Source organism: Pseudomonas sp. NY8896, from assembly GCF_039634505.1.
On sequence record NZ_CP132350.1, the window covers coordinates 2,640,280 to 2,659,534 of the forward strand.

Consider the following 19,255-nt stretch of genomic DNA (forward strand, 5'->3'; position numbering starts at 1 on the left):
AAGCTGGCGAGTGGCACGGACCACCCGCCTAATCATCTTGTTATGCGCCGACCACGATCGGCTTGGCCAGGTTAGGGCGCAGGGTGTCACCAGCGGAGGCTGGCGCGACACCGGCTTCGAACTCGGACCGGAAGTATTTGATGGCACTGCCCAGCGGCTCGACGGCACCTGGTGCGTGAGCACAGAAGGTACGGCCAGGGCCGAGGAAGTTGACCAGCCCCAGCAGTGTCTCGATGTCTTCGGCGCGGCCCTGACCTTTCTCCAGCGCACGCAGCATCTTCACGCTCCACGGCAGGCCGTCACGGCAGGGTGTGCACCAGCCGCACGACTCACGGGCGAAGAACTCTTCCATGTTGCGCAGCAGCGAAACCATGTTGATGCTGTCGTCCACCGCCATGGCCAAGCCAGTACCCATACGGGTGCCGACCTTGGCGATGCCGCCGGCGTACATTTGTGCGTCGAGGTGCTCGGGCAGCAGGAAACCAGTACCGGCGCCGCCTGGCTGCCAGCACTTGAGCTTGAAGCCGTCGCGCATGCCGCCGGCGTAGTCTTCGAACAACTCGCGAGCGGTGACGCCGAATGGCAATTCCCACAGGCCTGGGTTCTTCACCTTGCCGGAGAAGCCCATCAGCTTGGTACCGTGGTCTTCGCTGCCTTCACGGGCCAGCGACTTGTACCAGTCGTTGCCATTGGCGACGATGGCCGGCACGTTGCACAGGGTTTCGACGTTGTTCACGCACGTCGGCTTGCCCCATACGCCCACGGCGGCAGGGAAGGGCGGCTTGGAACGCGGGTTGGCGCGGCGGCCTTCCAGCGAGTTGATCAGCGCGGTTTCTTCACCGCAGATGTAGCGGCCGGCACCGGTGTGCACGAACAGCTCGAAATCGAAACCAGAGCCCAGGATGTTCTTGCCCAAGAGGCCTGCGGCCTTGGCTTCATCGATGGCACGGTTGAGGTTTTTCGCTGCGGTGGTGTATTCGCCACGCAGGAAGATGTAGCCACGGTAGGCCTTCAGGGCGCGGGCGCTGATCAGCATGCCCTCGACCAGCAGATGGGGCTGTTGCTCCATCAGCATGCGGTCCTTCCAGGTGTTGGGCTCCATTTCGTCCGCGTTGCACAGCAGGTAGCGGATGTTCATGGATTCGTCTTTGGGCATCAGGCCCCACTTCACACCCGTGGGGAAGCCTGCGCCACCACGGCCCTTGAGGCCGGAGTCCTTGACCGCTTGCACGATATCGTCTTGCGACATCTGCGCCAGCGCCTTGCGGGCTGCGGCGTAGCCGTTTTTCGATTCGTACTCGGCCAGCCATACTGGCTCGCCATCGTCACGCAGGCGCCAGGTCAGCGGATGAGTTTCGGCCGAACGCGCGATGCGGTTGGCCGGGCCGAAGGAAGTGATGGTCATACGTAACCCTCCAGCAGTTTGGTGACGCCAGCGGGCTGCACGTCGCCAAAGGTGTCATCGTCGATCATCAGCGCCGGGGCCTTGTCGCAGTTGCCCAGGCAGCACACTGGCAGCAGGGTGAAACGGCCGTCGGCGGTAGTCTGGCCGAGGCCGATGCCCAGCTCGCTCTGGATCTGGCTGACGACCGACTCGTGGCCGCCGATGTAGCAGACCATGCTGTCGCACACACGGATGATGTGGCGGCCGACCGGCTGGCGGAAGATCTGGCTGTAGAAGGTGGCCACGCCCTCGACGTCGCTGGCCGGGATGCCCAGCACTTCGCCGATGGCGTGGATGGCGCCGTCCGGCACCCAGCCACGTTCTTTCTGGACGATCTTCAGGGCTTCGATGGACGCCGCGCGCGGGTCCTCGTAGTGATGCATCTCGTGCTCGATGGCCGAGCGCTCTGTTTCGCTCAGGGCGAAACGGTCTGTCTGGATAAGCGTGCTGTTCATGCTTAGCGGTCCACGTCAGCCATAACGAAGTCGATACTGCCCAGGTACGCAATGAGGTCGGCGACCATGCTGCCTTTGATCACCGAAGGGATCTGCTGCAGGTGCGGGTAGCTCGGGGTACGGATCCGGGTGCGGTAGCTCATGGTGCCGCCATCGCTCGTCAGGTAGTAACTGTTGATGCCCTTGGTCGCCTCGATCATCTGGAACGACTCGTTGGCCGGCATGACCGGGCCCCACGAGACTTGCAGGAAGTGCGTGATCAAGGTTTCGATGTGCTGCAGGGTGCGCTCTTTCGGCGGCGGCGTGGTCAGCGGGTGATCCGCCTTGTACGGGCCTTCCGGCATGTTGCGCAGGCACTGGTCGATGATGCGGATACTCTGGCGCATCTCCTCGACACGGACCATGCAGCGATCGTAGGCATCGCCGTTGTGGGCCAGCGGTACTTCGAACTCGAAGTTCTCGTAGCCGGAGTACGGGCGGGCTTTACGCAGGTCGAAGTCGCAACCGGTGGAGCGCAGGCCGGCACCGGTGGTGCCCCATTCCAGCGCTTCTTTGGTGTTGTACGCGGCAACGCCAATGGTACGGCCCTTGAGGATGCTGTTCTGCAGGGCAGCCTTGGTGTATTCGTCGAGGCGCTTGGGCAGCCATTCGACGAAGTCCTTGACCAGCTTGTCCCAGCCGCGTGGCAGGTCGTGGGCGACGCCACCGATGCGGTACCAGGCCGGGTGCAGGCGGAAACCGGTGATCGCTTCGATCACGGTGTAGGCGCGCTGGCGGTCGGTGAAGGTGAAGAACACCGGGGTCATGGCGCCCACGTCCTGGATATAGGTACCCAGGAACAGCAGGTGGCTGGTGATGCGGAAGAACTCGGCGAGCATGATGCGAATCACGTCGACTTTTTGCGGCACTTTGATGCCGGCGAGTTTTTCCACTGCCAGTACGTACGGCAGGTTGTTCATCACCCCGCCGAGGTAGTCGATGCGGTCGGTGTAGGGGATGAAACTGTGCCAGGACTGGCGCTCGGCCATTTTCTCGGCGCCACGGTGGTGGTAGCCGATGTCCGGTACGCAGTCGACGATCTCTTCACCGTCCAGCTGCAGGACGATACGGAACGCACCGTGCGCCGAGGGGTGGTTGGGGCCGAGGTTGAGGAACATGTAGTCCTCGTTGGCGCCCTGACGCTTCATGCCCCAGGCTTCCGGGTTGAAACGCGCCGATTCCTCTTCAAGCTGCTGCTTGGCCAGGGTCAGGCTGTAGGGGTCGAACTCGGTGGCGCGGGCTGGGTAGTCCTTGCGCAGCGGGTGACCTTCCCAGGTCGGCGGCATCATGATGCGACTGAGGTGCGGGTGGCCGGCAAAGTCGATGCCGAACATGTCCCACACTTCGCGCTCGTACCAGTTGGCGTTTGGCCAGATACCGGTCACGGTCGGCAGGTTCAGGTCGCCTTCGCTGAGCGACACCTTGATCATCACGTCGCTGTTACGCTCGACCGACAACAGGTGGTAGAACACGCTGAAGTCGGCGGCCGGCAGGCCACGGCGCTGGGTGCGCAGGCGTTCGTCCACGCCGTGCAGGTCGTACAGCATGCTGTAAGGCTTGGCGACACCGCGCAGGAAGCTGAGCACCTCTTTGAGCTGGGCGCGTTTGACCCACAGCACGGGCATGCCGGTGCGGGTTTCCTGGGCGACGAATGCTTCGGCGCCAAAACGGTTGTTCAGTTCGACGACCACATCTTGGTCGTCAGCCTTGTAGGGCGGAATGAAAATAGCGTTGTCCGCTGTCATGGTCTCGGTCGCTTTGGGTCAACGTTAAGAATGAAGCCAGGCCGCCGGCTCCCTCGGGAGCGGGCGGCAGGTCGCTGGATCAGACTTCGTCGGGGCTGCGCAGGTTGGTTACTGCAATGCGCTGCTCACGACGCAGGTCTTTCTGGGCTGGCATCTCGGCACGGTAAATACCTTGATCACCAACAACCCAGGAAAGCGGGCGTCGTTCTTGGCCGATCGACTCCTGCAACAGCATCAAGCCTTGCAGGAAAGCCTCAGGGCGTGGCGGGCAGCCAGGCACATAGACGTCCACGGGGAGGAACTTGTCGACCCCCTGAACGACCGAGTAGATGTCGTACATGCCGCCGGAGTTGGCGCACGAACCCATGGAGATGACCCACTTCGGCTCGAGCATCTGCTCATACAGGCGCTGAATGATCGGCGCCATTTTGACGAAGCAGGTACCGGCGATGACCATGAAGTCGGCCTGACGCGGCGAGGCCCGGATGACTTCGGCGCCGAAGCGGGCGATGTCGTGGGGTGCCGTGAAGGCCGTGGTCATTTCCACGTAGCAGCAGGACAGGCCGAAGTTGTACGGCCAGAGGGAGTTCTTGCGACCCCAGTTGACCGCGCCACGCAGCACATCTTCGAGTTTCCCCATGTAGATGTTCTTGTGGACCTGGTCCTCCAGCAGTTGGTCGGTGACGGTTTCCCGTTCACCTACCGGGTACTGCTCGTTAGGCGCATCCGGATCGATTCTGGTGAGATTGTATTGCATTGCCAAAGCCTCATTGTTTCAGCTTCGCTTGCCGCTTGCGGCGACCTTCGGGAGCCCAATCAAGAGCACCGACGCGCCATAGGTAGACAAGACCTGCCAACAGAATTGCTATGAAAACGAGAGCTTCGACGAACCCGGTCCAGCCGCTTTCGCGGACGGACACAGACCATGCAAAGAGAAAGAGGGCTTCGATATCGAAGATCACGAACAGCATCGCGACCAGATAGAATTTGGCGGACAGGCGCAGGCGGGCGCTGCCGACGGGCAGCATGCCGGATTCGAAGGGTTCGTTCTTGGCGCGGCCCCAGGCCTTGCTACCGAGCAGGCTGGACAGGCCGAGCATGAAGGCACACAGGCCGACGACACCCAGGAGGAAGATGGCAAAGCCCCAGTTGTGGGCGATGAGTCCTGCCGAATCGGACATGCTAGAGATCCTTATACAGAGACCCAGCTCTGCAGTCTGAAATAAGTAAAGCGGCGACGTGGTGTCGCAGGTGCAGTGACCAAATGTCGCAGCTGAATCAATCGCGCTGATTTTATGGGTAAACCCGGTGCAAGTAAAATTTCTGTCGCAAATTTATTCGTAGGATTAAGAACAAAACACGCGTGTAACTGGCTGAAAGCCTTGATATTCGGGCATTGCGTGCGCTTTTGTTAATTATGTTTCTTGCGACTGGTAACGAATTACAAGTTTCGGAATGATAATTAATATCATTTGTCCTGATGCCTTTTAATTTGGCTGTACTGTGCCTTGTAAAGTTCATCTGGCAGTTCCCTCTACTTGCAAATGCGAAAGCCTCCTGTTCTAGCAGCTGCTGGCGTCGTGCGCACCGCTCTGGGTCAATACTTTATCGTTTGAGCGATGACTGGCTGATGAAGCAATCGCCCACTGACCGAGCCAGTAGGTGAGGATGATCAGGTAGGGCGTGGCGGCGAACGGGCTGACGAAGCGGTCGATGCCGATCAGGCTGTCGGAGAGCACGAACAGGCAGGCCCCCAGCGCGGCCATTCCACCACATGCCAAGGCGCGCCAGAGCATGGCGCTGATGGCCAGGGCATACAGTGCGACCGGGATCAGCAGTGGGCCGAGGCCGTGGCTGGCAAGTACGCCGAGCAGCACGATGCCGGTGATGGCGCTGGCTATCAGTGCGGGCAGGGCAGGGCGCAGGGTAACGCCGCAATAGGCGCGCAGGTAGGCCAGGTGGGCACAGAGGAAGGCGGCCAGGCCGAACACGAACAGGTCAGCGGGGACAGCCAGCAGTATGTCGCCGATGACCGAGAAACCCAGGCCTATCGATATCCACTTGCCATACGGTGTGGCGGGGGCGCCGCGCAGCCAGGCGATAAGCGCCAGGGCGGGAACGGGCTTGGCCAGCAGGGCGAGCAGGGTATTGTTACTGGCCAGTGCATATAGATAGAGGGCAGTGGCGGCCAGGGCGAGAATCATCAGGTGGCTTGGACGAGGCATGGGCGGTCCTTGCTACTGTGCTGCCTCAAGCATAGACCTGATCCTGGGATTTGCTGGAGATGCCTTGGATTGTGTTAGCGCTGCCATGGGCTTGGCGAAAGGAATGCAGCGCCTGTGAGAACGAGCGCCGCGCGGGCGGCGCTCGATTTGAGCAGCGCCGCAACAATCAAGGCGGGCGCCTCGCCGCCCTGATGCTATCGGGCGCAGAACACCTGAAATGTCGGATTTAACCCCTTCCCTGTAGGTCATTTCCCAAACATACTCTTGCCGCCTTTTTTCCATTGCGGCCTCTCTGGCAGCGCTCTAGTCTCGGCCTGTCGTTGCACATCAACGACACGGCTTTGACAGGCTGGAATTGAAAGAAGGTGCACTCGCTTTGCCTCAATGGCGGCTGTGCGTGTGGGCACGTTCGCGTGCGCCGGTCTTTCTTTCTTTCCACCGGTCTGTCAACCCGCGCATAGCTGCCACCCAACCGTTTGACAGCGGGCGGATGGCAGCCAAACAGGAAAGAAAGGAGCGAGTCATGCTGAAAATTGTCCCCGACCCACCCCACAACCCCCATTCCCTCGAAGACACCCTGATCCAGGCTACCGACTACGCACTATGCGCGGCCACCGTGGTGCATCAGGCGTTGCTGCTTCAGCCCAGATCACCGGCTTCGATCCTGATGATGACCTCCATGCATGAACTGGAGGCGCTGCGGGCTTTGCTGGAGTCGGCCTTGGTTCAGGTGCAAATGCCCGTAGAGCCCAGGACTTCGCACTAAGGCTGCTTAATGTGTTGTGAGGGCCGGCCCCTTCGCGGGCACGCCCGCTCCCACAGGATCACCACAGGCTTCAAGACTTGCACAGTACCTGTGGGAGCGGGCGTGCCCGCGAAAGGGCCGGCCCAGGCATTAGAGAATTTTCAGGGGTTTGAACAATGACAACAGAAGACACCCAGCTCACCGTCGGCAAGACCACTTTCTATCAAGGCGAAAATGGCACCCACCCACTGTTCCGAATCGAACCCGGCATTCCCTGCCGCGATGCCCGTGAGCAGTCGTCGGAGTTGATGGGCTATGTCCGTGAGCTGATCATCACTGGCCTGATGGAGGAAAAGCCCATGATGATCTGGGCTGCTCACTACCTGAGTGCAATGGCCAAGGCGCTGATGGATGACGCAGAGCTGGGCATGAAGCACTGACATACCGCAGGCCTGCACGATCACCCCTGTAGGAGCGGCCTTGTGTCGCGAAAGGGCTGCGTAGCAGCCCCAGCAATTTGTGCATCTGCGCCGAAACCCTGGGGCTGCTGCGCAGCCCTTTCGCGACACAAGGCCGCTCCTACAGGTTCCGTGTATTTCTGGTCGGACTGGTATCGGGAAAAAGAAAGGCCCAAGGCTCGCGAGAGCCCTGGGCCTTTGTTCAGCAGCAAGCCACTATCAGTGGAACTGCTCTTCCTCGGTGGAGCCGGTCAGTGCAGTCACCGACGATGCGCCACCCTGGATCACGGTGGTCATGTCGTCGAAGTAGCCGGTGCCCACTTCCTGCTGGTGCGCCACGAAGGTGTAGCCTTTGCTGGCGTCAGCGAACTCCTGCTCTTGCAGTTTCACGTAGGCGGTCATGTCGTTGCGGGCGTAGTCGTGCGCCAGGTTGAACATGCCGTGCCACATGTTGTGGATGCCAGCCAGGGTGATGAACTGGTGTTTGTAGCCCATGGCCGACAGCTCGCGCTGGAATTTGGCGATGGTGGCATCGTCCAGGTTCTTCTTCCAGTTGAAGGACGGCGAGCAGTTGTACGACAGGATCTGGTCCGGGTATTCCTTCTTGATCGCTTCGGCGAAGCGGCGGGCTTCGTCCAGGTCCGGCTTGGCGGTTTCACACCAGATCAGGTCGGCGTACGGCGCGTAGGCCAGGCCGCGGGAAATTGCCTGGTCGAGGCCGGCACGTACCTTGTAGAAGCCTTCACGGGTACGCTCGCCAATCACGAACGGCTGGTCGTAGGGGTCGCAGTCGCTGGTCAGCAGGTCGGCGGCGTTGGCGTCGGTGCGGGCCAGGATGATGGTCGGTACGCCCGACACGTCAGCTGCCAGGCGCGCGGCCACCAGCTTCTGTACGGCTTCCTGGGTGGGTACCAGTACCTTGCCGCCCATGTGGCCGCATTTTTTCACCGAGGCCAGCTGGTCTTCGAAGTGCACGCCGGCGGCGCCTGCTTCGATCATGTTCTTCATCAGCTCGTAGGCGTTCAGTACGCCGCCGAAACCGGCTTCAGCGTCGGCCACGATTGGTGCGAAGTAGTCGATGTAGCCTTCGTCGCCTGGGTTCTTGCCGGCTTTCCACTGGATCTGGTCGGCGCGGCGGAACGAGTTGTTGATGCGCTTGACCACGGTCGGTACCGAGTCGACCGGGTACAACGACTGGTCAGGGTACATCGACTCGGCCGAGTTGTTGTCGGCGGCAACCTGCCAGCCGGACAGGTAGATGGCCTGGATGCCGGCCTTGACCTGCTGCACTGCCTGGCCACCGGTCAGGGCGCCCATGCAGTTGACGAAATCTTTTTCTGGGCGGAAGGATGGGTGGGCACCTTGGGTGACCAGCTTCCACAGTTTTTCTGCACCCTGACGGGCCAGGGTGTGCTCTGGCTGCAGGGAGCCACGCAGGCGAACGACATCAGCGGCGGTGTAGGTACGGGTCACGCCTTTCCAGCGCGGGTTCTCGGCCCAGTCTTTCTCGAGGGCTGCAATTTGCTGTTCGCGTGTCAGTGCCATGGAAATAAACCTCGTCGCATCGATCTTGGGTTAATTGTGCTGATGCTCGGGTGCAGATCAGGGCGCTTGGCGGCTGTCCTGTTCGCAGGAGTGCGGCGGCGAACGCGAAGGCTCGAAGGGGAAGGGTGGGCAGGCCAGGCGAAGGTGTGCTCCGGCAGGTCGGCTCGTGGTTGCCTTGCTGCGGTGCTACGCGATTGCCAGTACTGCGGTGATGCGCTTCCGTCCCTCGGGACAACTTCTTCGTTGCAGTCGCAATCCCGTCGAACCGCCTTGTGGGCCGTATAGACACGAGACGCCTCCAGGGGTGGGGAGGAGCACGCCTCGAAGGCCCTAGCCAGGGCCCCTGATTAGCGGGAGCGAGGCCATCATGCCCTTGGGAAAAAGACCCTGTCAAATGTTTTGTAGTGGTTTTTTCTACTTACTACATCTTTGGTCTAATGCGACTTGGCAGTCAGTTTCAAGGCCTTTGGTCGAGGCCTTGAATTGCCTGGGATCCGTCGAGAAGGTCGACTTTGACACGTAATGTCATGTTTTCCCCGCGCTGGGTGCTGTAACTACGGCTTGACGTACTCCGGTCGGCTTGGCTCTGCTGGTTGTAGCCTGCCAGGGTGATCCATTCACCCAGCCTGCCGGTGACTGTCGTGTCGGTGCTTTGAACTTTCACTACATCTGCACGTTCCTGGCTGATGCGGTCGTTATTGGTGCTTATTTGCAGACGAACCGTATCGCCGCTCAGGCTTGGTGTGACGTAGAAACCTTGGGTCACGTTGCGGTATTCGGTGTTGCTCTGGATGCGCCCGTAGCCGTCGGTGCTGGTGCTGGTGATCGGGATGCTCTGGCCAACCTGGATCAGCGCTGGCTGGCCTTCGCTGGCTTGCACTTGCTGCATGCCGCCGTCGCGGTTGCTGGTGCCGTAGTGGATGACGCGTGCATTGCCACGGTTATCCTGGAAGTTGCTGTCGTTGTTGTCGACGCTGATCAGCAGGCGCTTGGGGGCGGTGTCCAGCTGTTGCAGCAGGGCGCGCAGGTCGTCGATGCGCTCGGGGCTGGCGTTGACGATCAGTTTGTTCTCGAAGGCGCTGACCGTACCGTCCTTGCCGATGAATGCCTGTGCGGCAGGTAGCAGTTCGGCGCTGGCGCGGTGCTGCAGCGGCACCACCTCGGTGGCGGCCTGGGCGGCGTAGCTGGCAACGAGCAGCAGGGAAGCGAAAAGGGGGCGTAGCGGCATGTCCATGATCTCCGCAGGTGGAATGATCATGATGGCAAATTTGCCTGGGTTGTGCCGGTTCCAGATCACAAGTTGTCTTTTGTCTACGTTTGCCCAGCGCGCCAGGCGAGCATGGGTGCCTGACGCTGCAAAGCCGAGAGCGGTGGCCGCTGTCAGACAAATTCCGTAACATCGCGCCCCTCGTTTTTGTAACGTCCGCCCGGACCGCACCACAGGATGTCCATGAAGCCCGCCCGACTACGCGCCGACCTGCTCGCCGGCCTGACCACCGCGTTCGCCCTTGTGCCCGAATGCATCGCTTTTGCCCTGGTGGCCCACCTCAACCCGCTGATGGGCCTGTATGGCGCGTTCATCATCTGTACCCTGACTGCGCTGTTCGGCGGTCGACCCGGAATGATCTCCGGCGCCGCTGGCTCGATGGCGGTGGTGATCGTCGCGCTGGTGGTGCAGCACGGTGTGCAATACCTGTTGGCCACGGTGCTGCTGGGTGGCGTGGTGATGATCCTGTTCGGCCTGTTGAGGCTGGGCAAGCTGGTGCGCCTGGTGCCTTACCCGGTCATGCTGGGCTTCGTCAACGGCCTGGCAATCGTCATTGCCATGGCCCAGCTCGAGCATTTCAAGGACGGCGATCACTGGCTCAGTGGCGCGCCGCTGTACTTGATGATCGGTTTGGTGGCACTGACCATGGTGGTGGTCTACCTGCTACCCAGGCTGACGCGTGCGGTGCCGCCGGCGCTGGTGGCGATTCTCGGTGTCGGCCTGCTGGTGTACCTGTTGGGCCTGCCCACCCGTACCCTGGGCGACATGGCGCATATCGCCGGCGGCCTGCCAGGGTTGGCGCTGCCGGATGTGCCCTGGAATCTGCACACCCTGAAGGTCATTGCCCCCTACGCGGTGTTGATGGCCATGGTCGGCCTGCTGGAAACCCTGCTCACCCTCAACCTGACCGATGAAATCACCGAGAGCCGTGGCTTTCCGGACCGCGAGTGTGTGGCATTGGGTGCCGCCAACATGGTCTCGGGCCTGTGCGGTGGCATGGGTGGCTGCGCGATGATCGGGCAGACGGTGATCAACCTCAGCTCCAATGGCCGTGGCCGGTTGTCGGGCGTAGTGGCCGGGGTGATGATCTTGCTGTTCGTGTTGTTCCTGTCGCCGCTGATCGAGCGTATTCCGCTGGCGGCGCTGGTGGGGGTGATGTTCGTGGTGGCTCAGCAGACCTTCGCCTGGGCGTCGCTGCGGGTGCTCCACAAGGTGCCGGTGAACGATGTGCTGGCGATCATTGCGGTGACCGTGGTCACGGTATTCACCGACCTGGCCACGGCAGTGCTGTTCGGTATCATCATCGCGGCGGTGAACTTTGCCTGGCAGCATGCGCGAGAGCTGTATGCCGACAGCCATGAGGATGGCGAAGGGGGCAAGCATTACCAGGTGCATGGCACGCTGTTCTTTGCCTCGACCACACCGTTCCTCAACCAGTTCGACCCGGCCAACGACCCAGGCAAGGTCACGCTTGACTGCCAGCATTTGAGCTTTGTCGACTACTCGGCAATCGCGGCGTTGAAAACACTGCGTGAGCGCTATGCCAAAGCGGGCAAGCAACTGCGGGTGGTGCATTTGTCGGAGCGGTGCAAGACGCTGTTGAAGCGGGCAGGCGAGCAGCACTGAGGCTTGCAGGGTTGGGTGGCCAGCCCTCCAGGGGTTTCGCGAAAACTGGAGGACTGGAGCGCCATCGGAGGGTTAGGTTTTGGTTTTGCCCTGGCTCTTGCTGATGATCGTCTCGACAATGTTTGCCGGTGCCTCGGCGTATTTGGTGAACTCCATCGTGTAGCTTGCGCGCCCTTGGGTCATCGAGCGCATTGAGGTGGCATAGCCGAACATCTCCCCCAGTGGTACTTCGGCGCGAATCACCTTACCTGCAGGCGTCTCGTCGCCGTCCTGGATCATGCCTCGGCGGCGGCTCAGGTCGCCCATGATGTCCCCCTGATACTCTTCGGGCGTAACCACCTCGACCTTCATCACCGGCTCCAGCAGCACCGCGCCGCCTTTCTGCGACAGCTGCTTGGTGGCCATCGACGCGGCGATCTTGTAGGCCATTTCGTTGGAGTCGACGTCGTGATAGGAACCGTCGAACACCGCGGCCTTGAGGTTGATCAGCGGGTAACCGGCAAGTACGCCGTTTTTCATTTGTTCTTCGATGCCTTTCTGGATTGCCGGGATGTACTCGCGCGGCACTACGCCGCCGACAATCTCGTTGACGAATTCCAGGCCCTCCTTGCCCTCATCGCCAGGCGCAAAGCGGATCCAGCAGTGGCCATATTGGCCGCGCCCGCCGGACTGGCGGACGAAGCGCCCCTCGATCTCGCAGGTGTTGCGGATTTTTTCGCGGTAGGCCACCTGCGGCTTGCCGATATTGGCTTCGACATTGAACTCGCGGCGCATGCGGTCGACGATGATGTCCAGGTGCAATTCGCCCATGCCGGAGATGATGGTCTGACCGGTTTCTTCATCCGTACGTACGCGAAACGATGGGTCCTCCTGGGCCAGCTTGCCCAGGGCGATACCCATTTTTTCCTGATCGGCCTTGGTCTTCGGTTCCACGGCCACGGAAATCACGGGGTCGGGGAAATCCATGCGTTCCAGAATGATCGGTTTGTCGATGTCGCACAGGGTGTCGCCAGTGGTCACATCCTTCATGCCGATCAGTGCGGCGATGTCGCCGGCGCACACGTCCTTGATTTCGGCGCGCTGGTTGGCGTGCATCTGTACCATGCGGCCGATGCGTTCCTTCTTGCCTTTGACCGAGTTGAGTACCGCGTTGCCTGAACTGAGCACACCGGAGTACACGCGGGCGAAGGTGAGGGTGCCAACAAAGGGGTCGGTGGCAATCTTGAAGGCCAATGCCGAAAATGGTTCCTTGTCGTCGGCGTGGCGCTCCAGGTGTTTTGCTTCGTCATCCGGGTCGGTGCCTTTGATCGCCGGGATTTCGGACGGGGCGGGCAGGTAGTCGATGACGGCATCGAGCATCAGCGGCACACCCTTGTTCTTGAACGATGAACCAAGGATGGTCGGCACGATTTCGTTGGCGATAGTACGCTGGCGCAGGGCAGCCTTGACCTCGTCGATGCTAAGTTCCTCGCCGTCGAGAAACTTCATGGTCAGCTCGTCATTGGCCTCGGCCGCCGCTTCGAGCATGTGCGCGCGCCATTCGTCGGCCAGCGCCTTGAGCTCCTCGGGGATCTCTTCTTCGCGATAACTCGTGCCATGGTCGTCATCGTTCCAGTAAATGGCCTTCATCTTCACCAGGTCGATCTGGCCAATGAAGTTCTCTTCACTGCCGATGGCGAGCTGTATCGGCACCGGGTGGTGCCCCAGGCGCTTGTCGATCTGTTTGACCACGCGCAGGAAGTCGGCGCCCTGGCGGTCCATCTTGTTGATGTAGGCCAGGCGTGGCACATGGTATTTGTTGGCCTGGCGCCAGACTGTCTCGGACTGCGGCTCTACCCCGTCAGCACCGCTGAAGACCACCACCGCACCATCGAGCACGCGCAACGAGCGTTCCACCTCGATGGTGAAGTCGACGTGGCCGGGGGTATCGATGATGTTGAAGCGGTACTTGTCGGGGAATTGCTTGGTCGAGCCTTGCCAGAAGGCCGTGGTCGCCGCCGAGGTGATGGTAATGCCGCGCTCCTGCTCCTGGGCCATCCAGTCCATGGTCGCGGCGCCATCGTGCACCTCGCCCATCTTGTGGTTGACCCCGGTGTAGAACAGGATCCGCTCGGTGGTCGTGGTCTTGCCGGCGTCCACGTGGGCGACGATGCCGATATTGCGGTACAGCTCGATGGGCGTTGTGCGGGCCATGGCGGACTACCTGCGAATGGGCGGATTCCACCACGTTAGCAGACCGGTGGAATCCTGCCGTGCCGCCGGGCCGTCAGTCGGCCTGGGCTTGCAGCATCCATTGGCCATCCACTTCACGGGCCAGGCCGCTGGCCGGCAGCAAGGCCAGCAGGCGCGCGTGCAGGGCGTCTTCGGTAAAGGTCTTGAGGGTGGTCAGGTCCAGCACGCCGATCAGGTTGAGGTCGGCTTTGGTGTAGGACAGCCAGGCCTTTTTCAACACCTGGCCGACGTCGCTGCCGGCGGTGCTGGCGAAGCGGCGGTGCCACTGGCGGCCCTCGAAGGTGAAGTCGTGCGCGTGGCTGTAGGTGCTTGGGTCGGCACCTTCAAGGCAGCGGTGGCAGCGGCACGGGCCTTCGCCGAAGGCGTTGCGCAGGTAACTGTTGAAGTCCACGACAGGCTTGAGGGACAGGCGTTTGTCGACGTCGAACAGGTCGGCGATCAGGGGTTCTTCGGCGCTCACTCGGGATCCTCGTGTGGTGTGGCGTGCATCGGCGGGCACCCTAACAGATCGGGGCAGGCAGATCACCTTTTGCTGGCGATGAGGCCAGTAGAGACAACAGGGGCCGCCTGCCGTACTCTACGCGCCCATACGCCTACACACCCAATGAGGTAACCCCGCTTGAGCACCCAGTACCCGTACACCGCCACCGTGACCATCAGCGCCGAAGACCGTGGCGGAGATACCGAGGCCTCGGAAAACCCCAACATGCGCGTTGGCCTGGAGGCGGTGACCGAAACCCTGAAAAAGGTGCATTTCGTCGGTACGCTCGCGGCCCCAGAAAAAAGCGCCACGCATATCTGCGTGACCTTGGAAAACGGCCTGACCTACTACGGCCCGATCGTCAATGGCCACGCTGAGCTCGAAGGCGGCTGGATTGCCTTCGAGTCCGACATGCTCACCCCGCAAGAACTGGGTCTGTAAACCTCAGTTCAGCTCCGTCAGGCACTGCTCGAGGATATCCAGGCCTTCTTCGAGCACCTCGGCCTCGATGGTCAGGGGGGCCAGCAGGCGGATGATGTGCCGCGCTTTGCCGCTGGGCATCAGCAGCAGGCCCTTGGCCCGCGCCGCCTCCATCACCTTGGCCAGTGGCGCCGGTGCCGGGCTGCCGTCGGCATTGACGAACTCGATACCGCGCATGGCGCCCACGCCGGTCAGGCGGCCGATGTACGGGCTCAGGCCCGAGGACTTCCAGCGCTCGACACGGCTGACGATCGCCTGCTCCTGGCGCTCACCCCAGGTGGCGACGTTTTCGTCGGTCATCTGCGCCAGGCTGGCCAGGGCTGCCGCACAGGCAATCGGGTTGCCTGAATAGGTGCCACCCAGGCCGCCCTTGGGCAGCGATGCCATCAATTCCTTGCGCCCGACCACCGCACCCAGTGGCATGCCACCGGCAATGCTCTTGGCCAGCAGCAGCAGGTCGGGCTCGATGCCCAGGCGCGGGAAGGCGAAGCGCTGGCCGGTGCGGCCAAAGCCCGACTGGATCTCGTCGATGATGATCAGGATGCCGCGCTCGTCGCAGAAGCGGCGCAGGGCCTGGGCGAAGGGCGGGTCCAGGGCGAGGAAGCCGCCTTCGCCTTGTACCGGTTCGAAGATGAACGCTGCCACGTCTTCCACGGCCAGCTCGACGCTGAACAGGCGGTCCATGGCCTTGAGTGCCTGTTCGCAGGTCACCCCGGTGTCGGCGCTGGGGTAGGGCAGGTGGTACACCGGCCCGGGCAGTTCTCCGACCCGTTGCTTGTAAGGGGCGACTTTGCCGTTGAGGTTCAAGGTGGCCAGGGTGCGCCCATGGAAGCCACCGTCGAAGGCGATGATGGCGCGCTTGCCGGTAGCGCCGCGGGCCACTTTCAGGGCGTTTTCCGCTGCTTCCGCGCCGCTGTTGGTGAGCATGCCGGCCAGTGGGTAGCTGACGGGCACGAACTGGCTCAGCTGCTCCATCAACGCCAGGTACGGGCCGTGAGGTGCCGCGTTGAAGGCGTAGTGGGTCAGGCGGGTGGCCTGGGCCTGGATGGCCTCGACCACGGCCGGGTTGCAGTGGCCCAGGTTGAGTACACCGATACCGCCGACAAAGTCGATATAGCGTTTGCCGTCGGTGTCCCAGACTTCGGCATTGCGGCCATGGGAAAGTGTGATCGGGTGAACGATGGCGATGGATTGGCTGATACTTTCCTGGTTCATGGGCACGCGGGACCTTTGTTCGAGTTTCTTATTATCCAAGCGTGTCGGGGGGGTATTTCGCAAACGAATTATTCGATTGCGGTCATTCCCTGGATTCGTGATCTGGCCGGGATCGGTTGAATCAGTCCCCCTCAGCCACCCGTTCGCGAATCCACTGCACAAAAGCCCTGATCTTCGGCACTTCGGCCGCATGCTCGGCATGGGCAATGAAGTGCCGGCCATTGCTCGCCACCGGGTGGTCCCAAGCCACCACCAGCTTGCCCTCGCTCAGTTCTTCGGCCACCAGGTAGCGTGGTATCAGGGCAATGCCGCAGCCGGCAATGGCCGCCCGGATGCACAGGTAGAACGTGTCGAAGCGCGGCCCGTGGTAGCTGTTCTGGCTGTGCAGCCCCAGCCCCAGAAACCACTCATGCCAGGCTTCCGGCCGCGACACGCACTGCAGCAGGCGGTGCTCGGTCAGCGCCTGGGCGCTGTCGAATCGGTGATTGGCCAGCAGTTGCGGGCTGCAGACGGGCACCACTTCTTCGCTGAACAGCTCGATGCAGGTTGCACCAGGCCAGGTGCCCTGACCGAAGAAAAAGGCGATGTCGGCCTTGGCCTGTACCAGGTCGAACGGTTCCAACTCATTGCGTACATCCAGGTGAATGCGTGGGTAGCGGTCGCCAAAACCCTTGAGCTTGGGCACCAGCCAGCGCGCGCCGAAGGTGGGTTGGGTGGCGATGCGCAGCACTTCGGTTTCGTCGCCGTAGCTGAGGATGTAGCGGCTGGAGATGTCGATCTGGGTGAGGATCTTGTTCACTTCGGTGAGGTACAGCGCGCCGGCCGGGGTCAGGTGCAGGCGCCGTCGAATGCGCTGAAACAGCGAGTGCGAAAGCATGTCCTCAAGCTGCGCCACCTGCTTGCTGACAGCGCTCTGGGTCAGGTGCAGTTCCTGGGCCGCACGGGTGAAACTGAGGTGGCGGGCGGCCGCTTCGAAGCACTGAAGGGCGGTGGTCGAAGGCATCAGGCGTTTGGACATGACGGGCAAATACCGAGCAAAAAAGGATGAAGTTCATTCCAAAACGGAATCATGTGGTTCGAAAAGGTCGTTTGTTGACCCCGGCCTATAGATTAATACTGACCTGGATCAACGATTACAACCGGTCATGCGAAGAGGAGGTCAGTACCCGCTTCCGGCATCTGCAAAACAACAACAACGACAATCAGAAATTTATAAGAATTCTGCTCCGACCTTCAGCCGCTTTGCTGCGGCCGACCCATTCGAGGGTTCTTCATGGCTTCGCAAGACAACAAGAAACAGCGTTCCCTGCAACACGGCCTGACCTCCCGTCAGGTGTCCATGATCTCCATCGCCGGCATCATCGGCGCCGGCCTGTTCATCGGTTCTTCCAACGCCATCGCCACCGCCGGCCCGGCCATCCTCATTTCCTACGCCATGACCGGCTTGCTGGTCCTGCTGGTGATGCGCATGCTCGGCGAAATGGCCATCGCCAACCCCAACAGCGGCTCGTTCTCCACCTATGCCTCGGAGGCCATCGGCCCTTGGGCGGGCTTTACCATCGGCTGGTTGTACTGGTGGTTCTGGGTACTGATCATTCCGGTGGAAGCCATTGCCGGCGCTGACATCCTGCACGCCTACTTCCCTGGCGTGCCGTCCTGGCTGTTCGCCTTCCTGATCATGCTGGTGCTGTCGGGTACCAACCTGGTCAGCGTGAAGAACTTCGGTGCCTTCGAGTACTGGTTCGCGCTGGTCAAGGTGGTAGCGATCATCGGCTTCATCGGGGTGTGCACCTTGGCGGTGTTCGGCTTCTGGCCGCTGGCTGAAGTCTCTGGAGTCAGCCGGCTGTGGGACAACGGTGGTTTCATGCCCAATGGCTTCGGGACGGTGTTGGGGGGCGTACTGATCACCATCTTCTCGTTCTTCGGTGCCGAAATTGTCACCATCGCGGCTGACGAAACCGCCAACCCGAAAGACAAGATCCGCCGCGCCACCAACCTGGTGGTGTATCGCATCGCCATCTTCTACCTGGCGTCGATCTTCCTGGTGGTGTCCCTGGTGGCCTGGAACGACCCAGCGCTCAAAGCAGTCGGCTCGTTCCAGCGCGTGCTGGAAGTGCTGAACGTGCCGGGCGCCAAGCTGCTGGTCGATCTGGTGGTACTGGTGGCGGTGACCAGTTGCATGAACTCGGGGCTGTACACCGCGTCGCGCATGCTCTACTCGCTGGGTGCTCGTGGTCAGGCGCTGAGCGTGACCAAGCGCATTTCCGGTTCCGGCGTGCCGACAGTGGCGGTGATCTTCTCTACCCTGGCAGGCTTTGCCGGCTGCCTGGTCAACTATGTGTTCCCTGGCAAGGTGTTCGGCTTCCTGTTGTCCACCACGGGGGCCATCGCCCTGCTGGTGTACCTGGTGATTGCCGTATCGCAGCTGCGTATGCGTGCCCGTGCCGAACGTGAAGGGCGCCCGCTCGAGCTGAAGATGTGGCTGTTCCCGTGGCTGACCTGGCTGGTGATCGGCACCATCGTCATGGTGCTGGGCTACATGCTGTTCAGCGATGCCTACCGCTATGAAACGCTGATGACTGCGGGGGTGACCGCGTTCATCCTGCTGGTTTCGCTGACCCAGCGGCGTGCCAATGTGGTTGCCCAGACGGCCTGATGTTTCTGTTTTAATGGGGGCGTTGCGCGCCCCCATATCAATAAGCACAGGAAGCGTATGAACGACCAACCCCTTTCCCTTCAGGCCCTCGCGGCGCCGGAGGGTACCTGCTACGGCTGCGGCTGTTCCCACCCAAGCGGCCTGCACCTGCAAAGTCACTGGGACGCCGACGGCGTTCACCTGTTGTGCCGGCACTCGCCCGACAGCACCTTCATTGGCTGGCCCGGCCTGGTTTACGGTGGCCTGCTGGCGATGCTGGTCGACTGCCACTCCAACTGGACAGCCATGGCCTACCACTACCGCAACGAAGGCCGCGAGCCCGGCAGCCTGCCACGTATAGACTGCGTTACCGGCACACTTAACCTGACCTACCTGAAACCTACGCCGATGGGTGTCGAGTTGCTGCTCAAGGCGCGTGTGGAGGGCGAAGTGGGTCGCAAGAGCCGGGTTATCTGCGAAGTTTGGGCTGGCGACGTGCTGACCGTGAGCGCCGACTCGGTGTTCGTGCGTGTGGATACCGAAAAACTCAAACTCAAGGCCCATGGCCAGGCCTGAGTTGCCCGCGCTGATGAGTGGTCGGTGATGGTCAGCGGCCGGGGATGTCTCTAGAGTGACAGGTTCATCCCCCAGGCAAGGTTGATC

Annotated in this window: 18 protein-coding genes; 6 read left to right on the forward strand and 12 right to left on the reverse strand. The window is 61.6% G+C overall.

What is annotated here, in order from left to right; all coding sequences use genetic code 11:
- Window positions 1-40: 40 nt before the first annotated feature.
- From nuoF to Q9451_RS11865, 6 genes are all read right to left on the reverse strand, one after another.
- Window positions 41-1,405: an NADH-quinone oxidoreductase subunit NuoF gene (nuoF, locus tag Q9451_RS11840; protein WP_012273295.1), complete on the reverse strand. Its 1,365-nt coding sequence runs from the start codon at window positions 1,403-1,405 to the stop codon at window positions 41-43.
- The gene (nuoE, locus tag Q9451_RS11845) at window positions 1,402-1,899 is read right to left on the reverse strand and encodes an NADH-quinone oxidoreductase subunit NuoE (protein ID WP_012273294.1); all 498 of its coding nucleotides are present in this window, start codon (window positions 1,897-1,899) and stop codon (window positions 1,402-1,404) included. The genes nuoF and nuoE overlap by 4 nt, the downstream gene beginning before the upstream one ends.
- A gap of 2 nt (window positions 1,900-1,901) precedes the next feature.
- Complete coding sequence (nuoC, locus tag Q9451_RS11850) at window positions 1,902-3,683, reverse strand: NADH-quinone oxidoreductase subunit C/D (RefSeq protein WP_012273293.1); 1,782 nt, start codon at window positions 3,681-3,683, stop codon at window positions 1,902-1,904.
- 79 nt (window positions 3,684-3,762) lie between these two features.
- A complete protein-coding gene (locus Q9451_RS11855; protein ID WP_008096180.1) occupies window positions 3,763-4,440 on the reverse strand; it encodes an NADH-quinone oxidoreductase subunit B in 678 nt (225 codons plus the stop codon).
- A 10-nt stretch (window positions 4,441-4,450) separates the two neighbouring features.
- On the reverse strand, window positions 4,451-4,864 hold the full coding sequence (locus Q9451_RS11860; protein ID WP_003251427.1) for an NADH-quinone oxidoreductase subunit A: 414 nt from the start codon (window positions 4,862-4,864) through the stop codon (window positions 4,451-4,453).
- Between the two features lie 381 nt (window positions 4,865-5,245).
- Window positions 5,246-5,908, reverse strand: a complete 663-nt coding sequence (locus tag Q9451_RS11865) for a lysoplasmalogenase (RefSeq protein ID WP_012273292.1) — start codon at window positions 5,906-5,908, stop codon at window positions 5,246-5,248.
- Between the two features lie 523 nt (window positions 5,909-6,431).
- On the opposite strand from Q9451_RS11865, the gene Q9451_RS11870 reads away from it, so the two are divergent.
- Both Q9451_RS11870 and Q9451_RS11875 read left to right on the forward strand, forming a co-directional pair.
- Complete coding sequence (locus tag Q9451_RS11870; protein WP_012273291.1) at window positions 6,432-6,674, forward strand: hypothetical protein; 243 nt, start codon at window positions 6,432-6,434, stop codon at window positions 6,672-6,674.
- A gap of 155 nt (window positions 6,675-6,829) precedes the next feature.
- Complete coding sequence (locus tag Q9451_RS11875) at window positions 6,830-7,093, forward strand: DUF3077 domain-containing protein (protein ID WP_012273290.1); 264 nt, start codon at window positions 6,830-6,832, stop codon at window positions 7,091-7,093.
- Window positions 7,094-7,330: 237 nt separating this feature from the next.
- On the opposite strand, the gene aceA is transcribed toward Q9451_RS11875, so the two are convergent.
- On the reverse strand, window positions 7,331-8,656 hold the full coding sequence (gene aceA / locus Q9451_RS11880; protein WP_012273289.1) for an isocitrate lyase: 1,326 nt from the start codon (window positions 8,654-8,656) through the stop codon (window positions 7,331-7,333).
- A 457-nt stretch (window positions 8,657-9,113) separates the two neighbouring features.
- Entirely contained in the window at window positions 9,114-9,884 is a 771-nt protein-coding gene (locus Q9451_RS11885) for a secretin N-terminal domain-containing protein (protein WP_012273288.1), read from the reverse strand.
- A 222-nt stretch (window positions 9,885-10,106) separates the two neighbouring features.
- Between Q9451_RS11885 and Q9451_RS11890 the strand changes: the two genes are divergently transcribed.
- Window positions 10,107-11,549, forward strand: coding sequence for a SulP family inorganic anion transporter (locus Q9451_RS11890; RefSeq protein WP_012273287.1), 1,443 nt, complete (start codon window positions 10,107-10,109; stop codon window positions 11,547-11,549).
- A 72-nt stretch (window positions 11,550-11,621) separates the two neighbouring features.
- Here Q9451_RS11890 and fusA read toward each other — a convergent pair whose 3' ends face one another.
- Entirely contained in the window at window positions 11,622-13,742 is a 2,121-nt protein-coding gene (fusA, locus tag Q9451_RS11895) for an elongation factor G (RefSeq protein WP_012273286.1), read from the reverse strand.
- Window positions 13,743-13,815: 73 nt separating this feature from the next.
- Window positions 13,816-14,241, reverse strand: a complete 426-nt coding sequence (locus Q9451_RS11900) for a hypothetical protein (RefSeq protein WP_012273285.1) — start codon at window positions 14,239-14,241, stop codon at window positions 13,816-13,818.
- A gap of 159 nt (window positions 14,242-14,400) precedes the next feature.
- Here Q9451_RS11900 and Q9451_RS11905 point away from each other — a divergent pair, with 159 nt between their 5' ends.
- Window positions 14,401-14,703, forward strand: coding sequence for a hypothetical protein (locus Q9451_RS11905; protein WP_012273284.1), 303 nt, complete (start codon window positions 14,401-14,403; stop codon window positions 14,701-14,703).
- A gap of 3 nt (window positions 14,704-14,706) precedes the next feature.
- On the opposite strand, the gene Q9451_RS11910 is transcribed toward Q9451_RS11905, so the two are convergent.
- Both Q9451_RS11910 and Q9451_RS11915 read right to left on the reverse strand, forming a co-directional pair.
- A complete protein-coding gene (locus Q9451_RS11910) occupies window positions 14,707-15,957 on the reverse strand; it encodes an aspartate aminotransferase family protein (RefSeq protein WP_012273283.1) in 1,251 nt (416 codons plus the stop codon).
- Between the two features lie 121 nt (window positions 15,958-16,078).
- Window positions 16,079-16,975, reverse strand: a complete 897-nt coding sequence (locus Q9451_RS11915) for a LysR substrate-binding domain-containing protein (protein WP_012273282.1) — start codon at window positions 16,973-16,975, stop codon at window positions 16,079-16,081.
- A gap of 255 nt (window positions 16,976-17,230) precedes the next feature.
- Here Q9451_RS11915 and Q9451_RS11920 point away from each other — a divergent pair, with 255 nt between their 5' ends.
- Both Q9451_RS11920 and Q9451_RS11925 read left to right on the forward strand, forming a co-directional pair.
- Window positions 17,231-18,613, forward strand: coding sequence for an amino acid permease (locus Q9451_RS11920; RefSeq protein WP_012273281.1), 1,383 nt, complete (start codon window positions 17,231-17,233; stop codon window positions 18,611-18,613).
- Window positions 18,614-18,670: 57 nt separating this feature from the next.
- The gene (locus Q9451_RS11925; RefSeq protein WP_012273280.1) at window positions 18,671-19,168 is read left to right on the forward strand and encodes a hotdog domain-containing protein; all 498 of its coding nucleotides are present in this window, start codon (window positions 18,671-18,673) and stop codon (window positions 19,166-19,168) included.
- Window positions 19,169-19,255 lie beyond the last annotated feature (87 nt).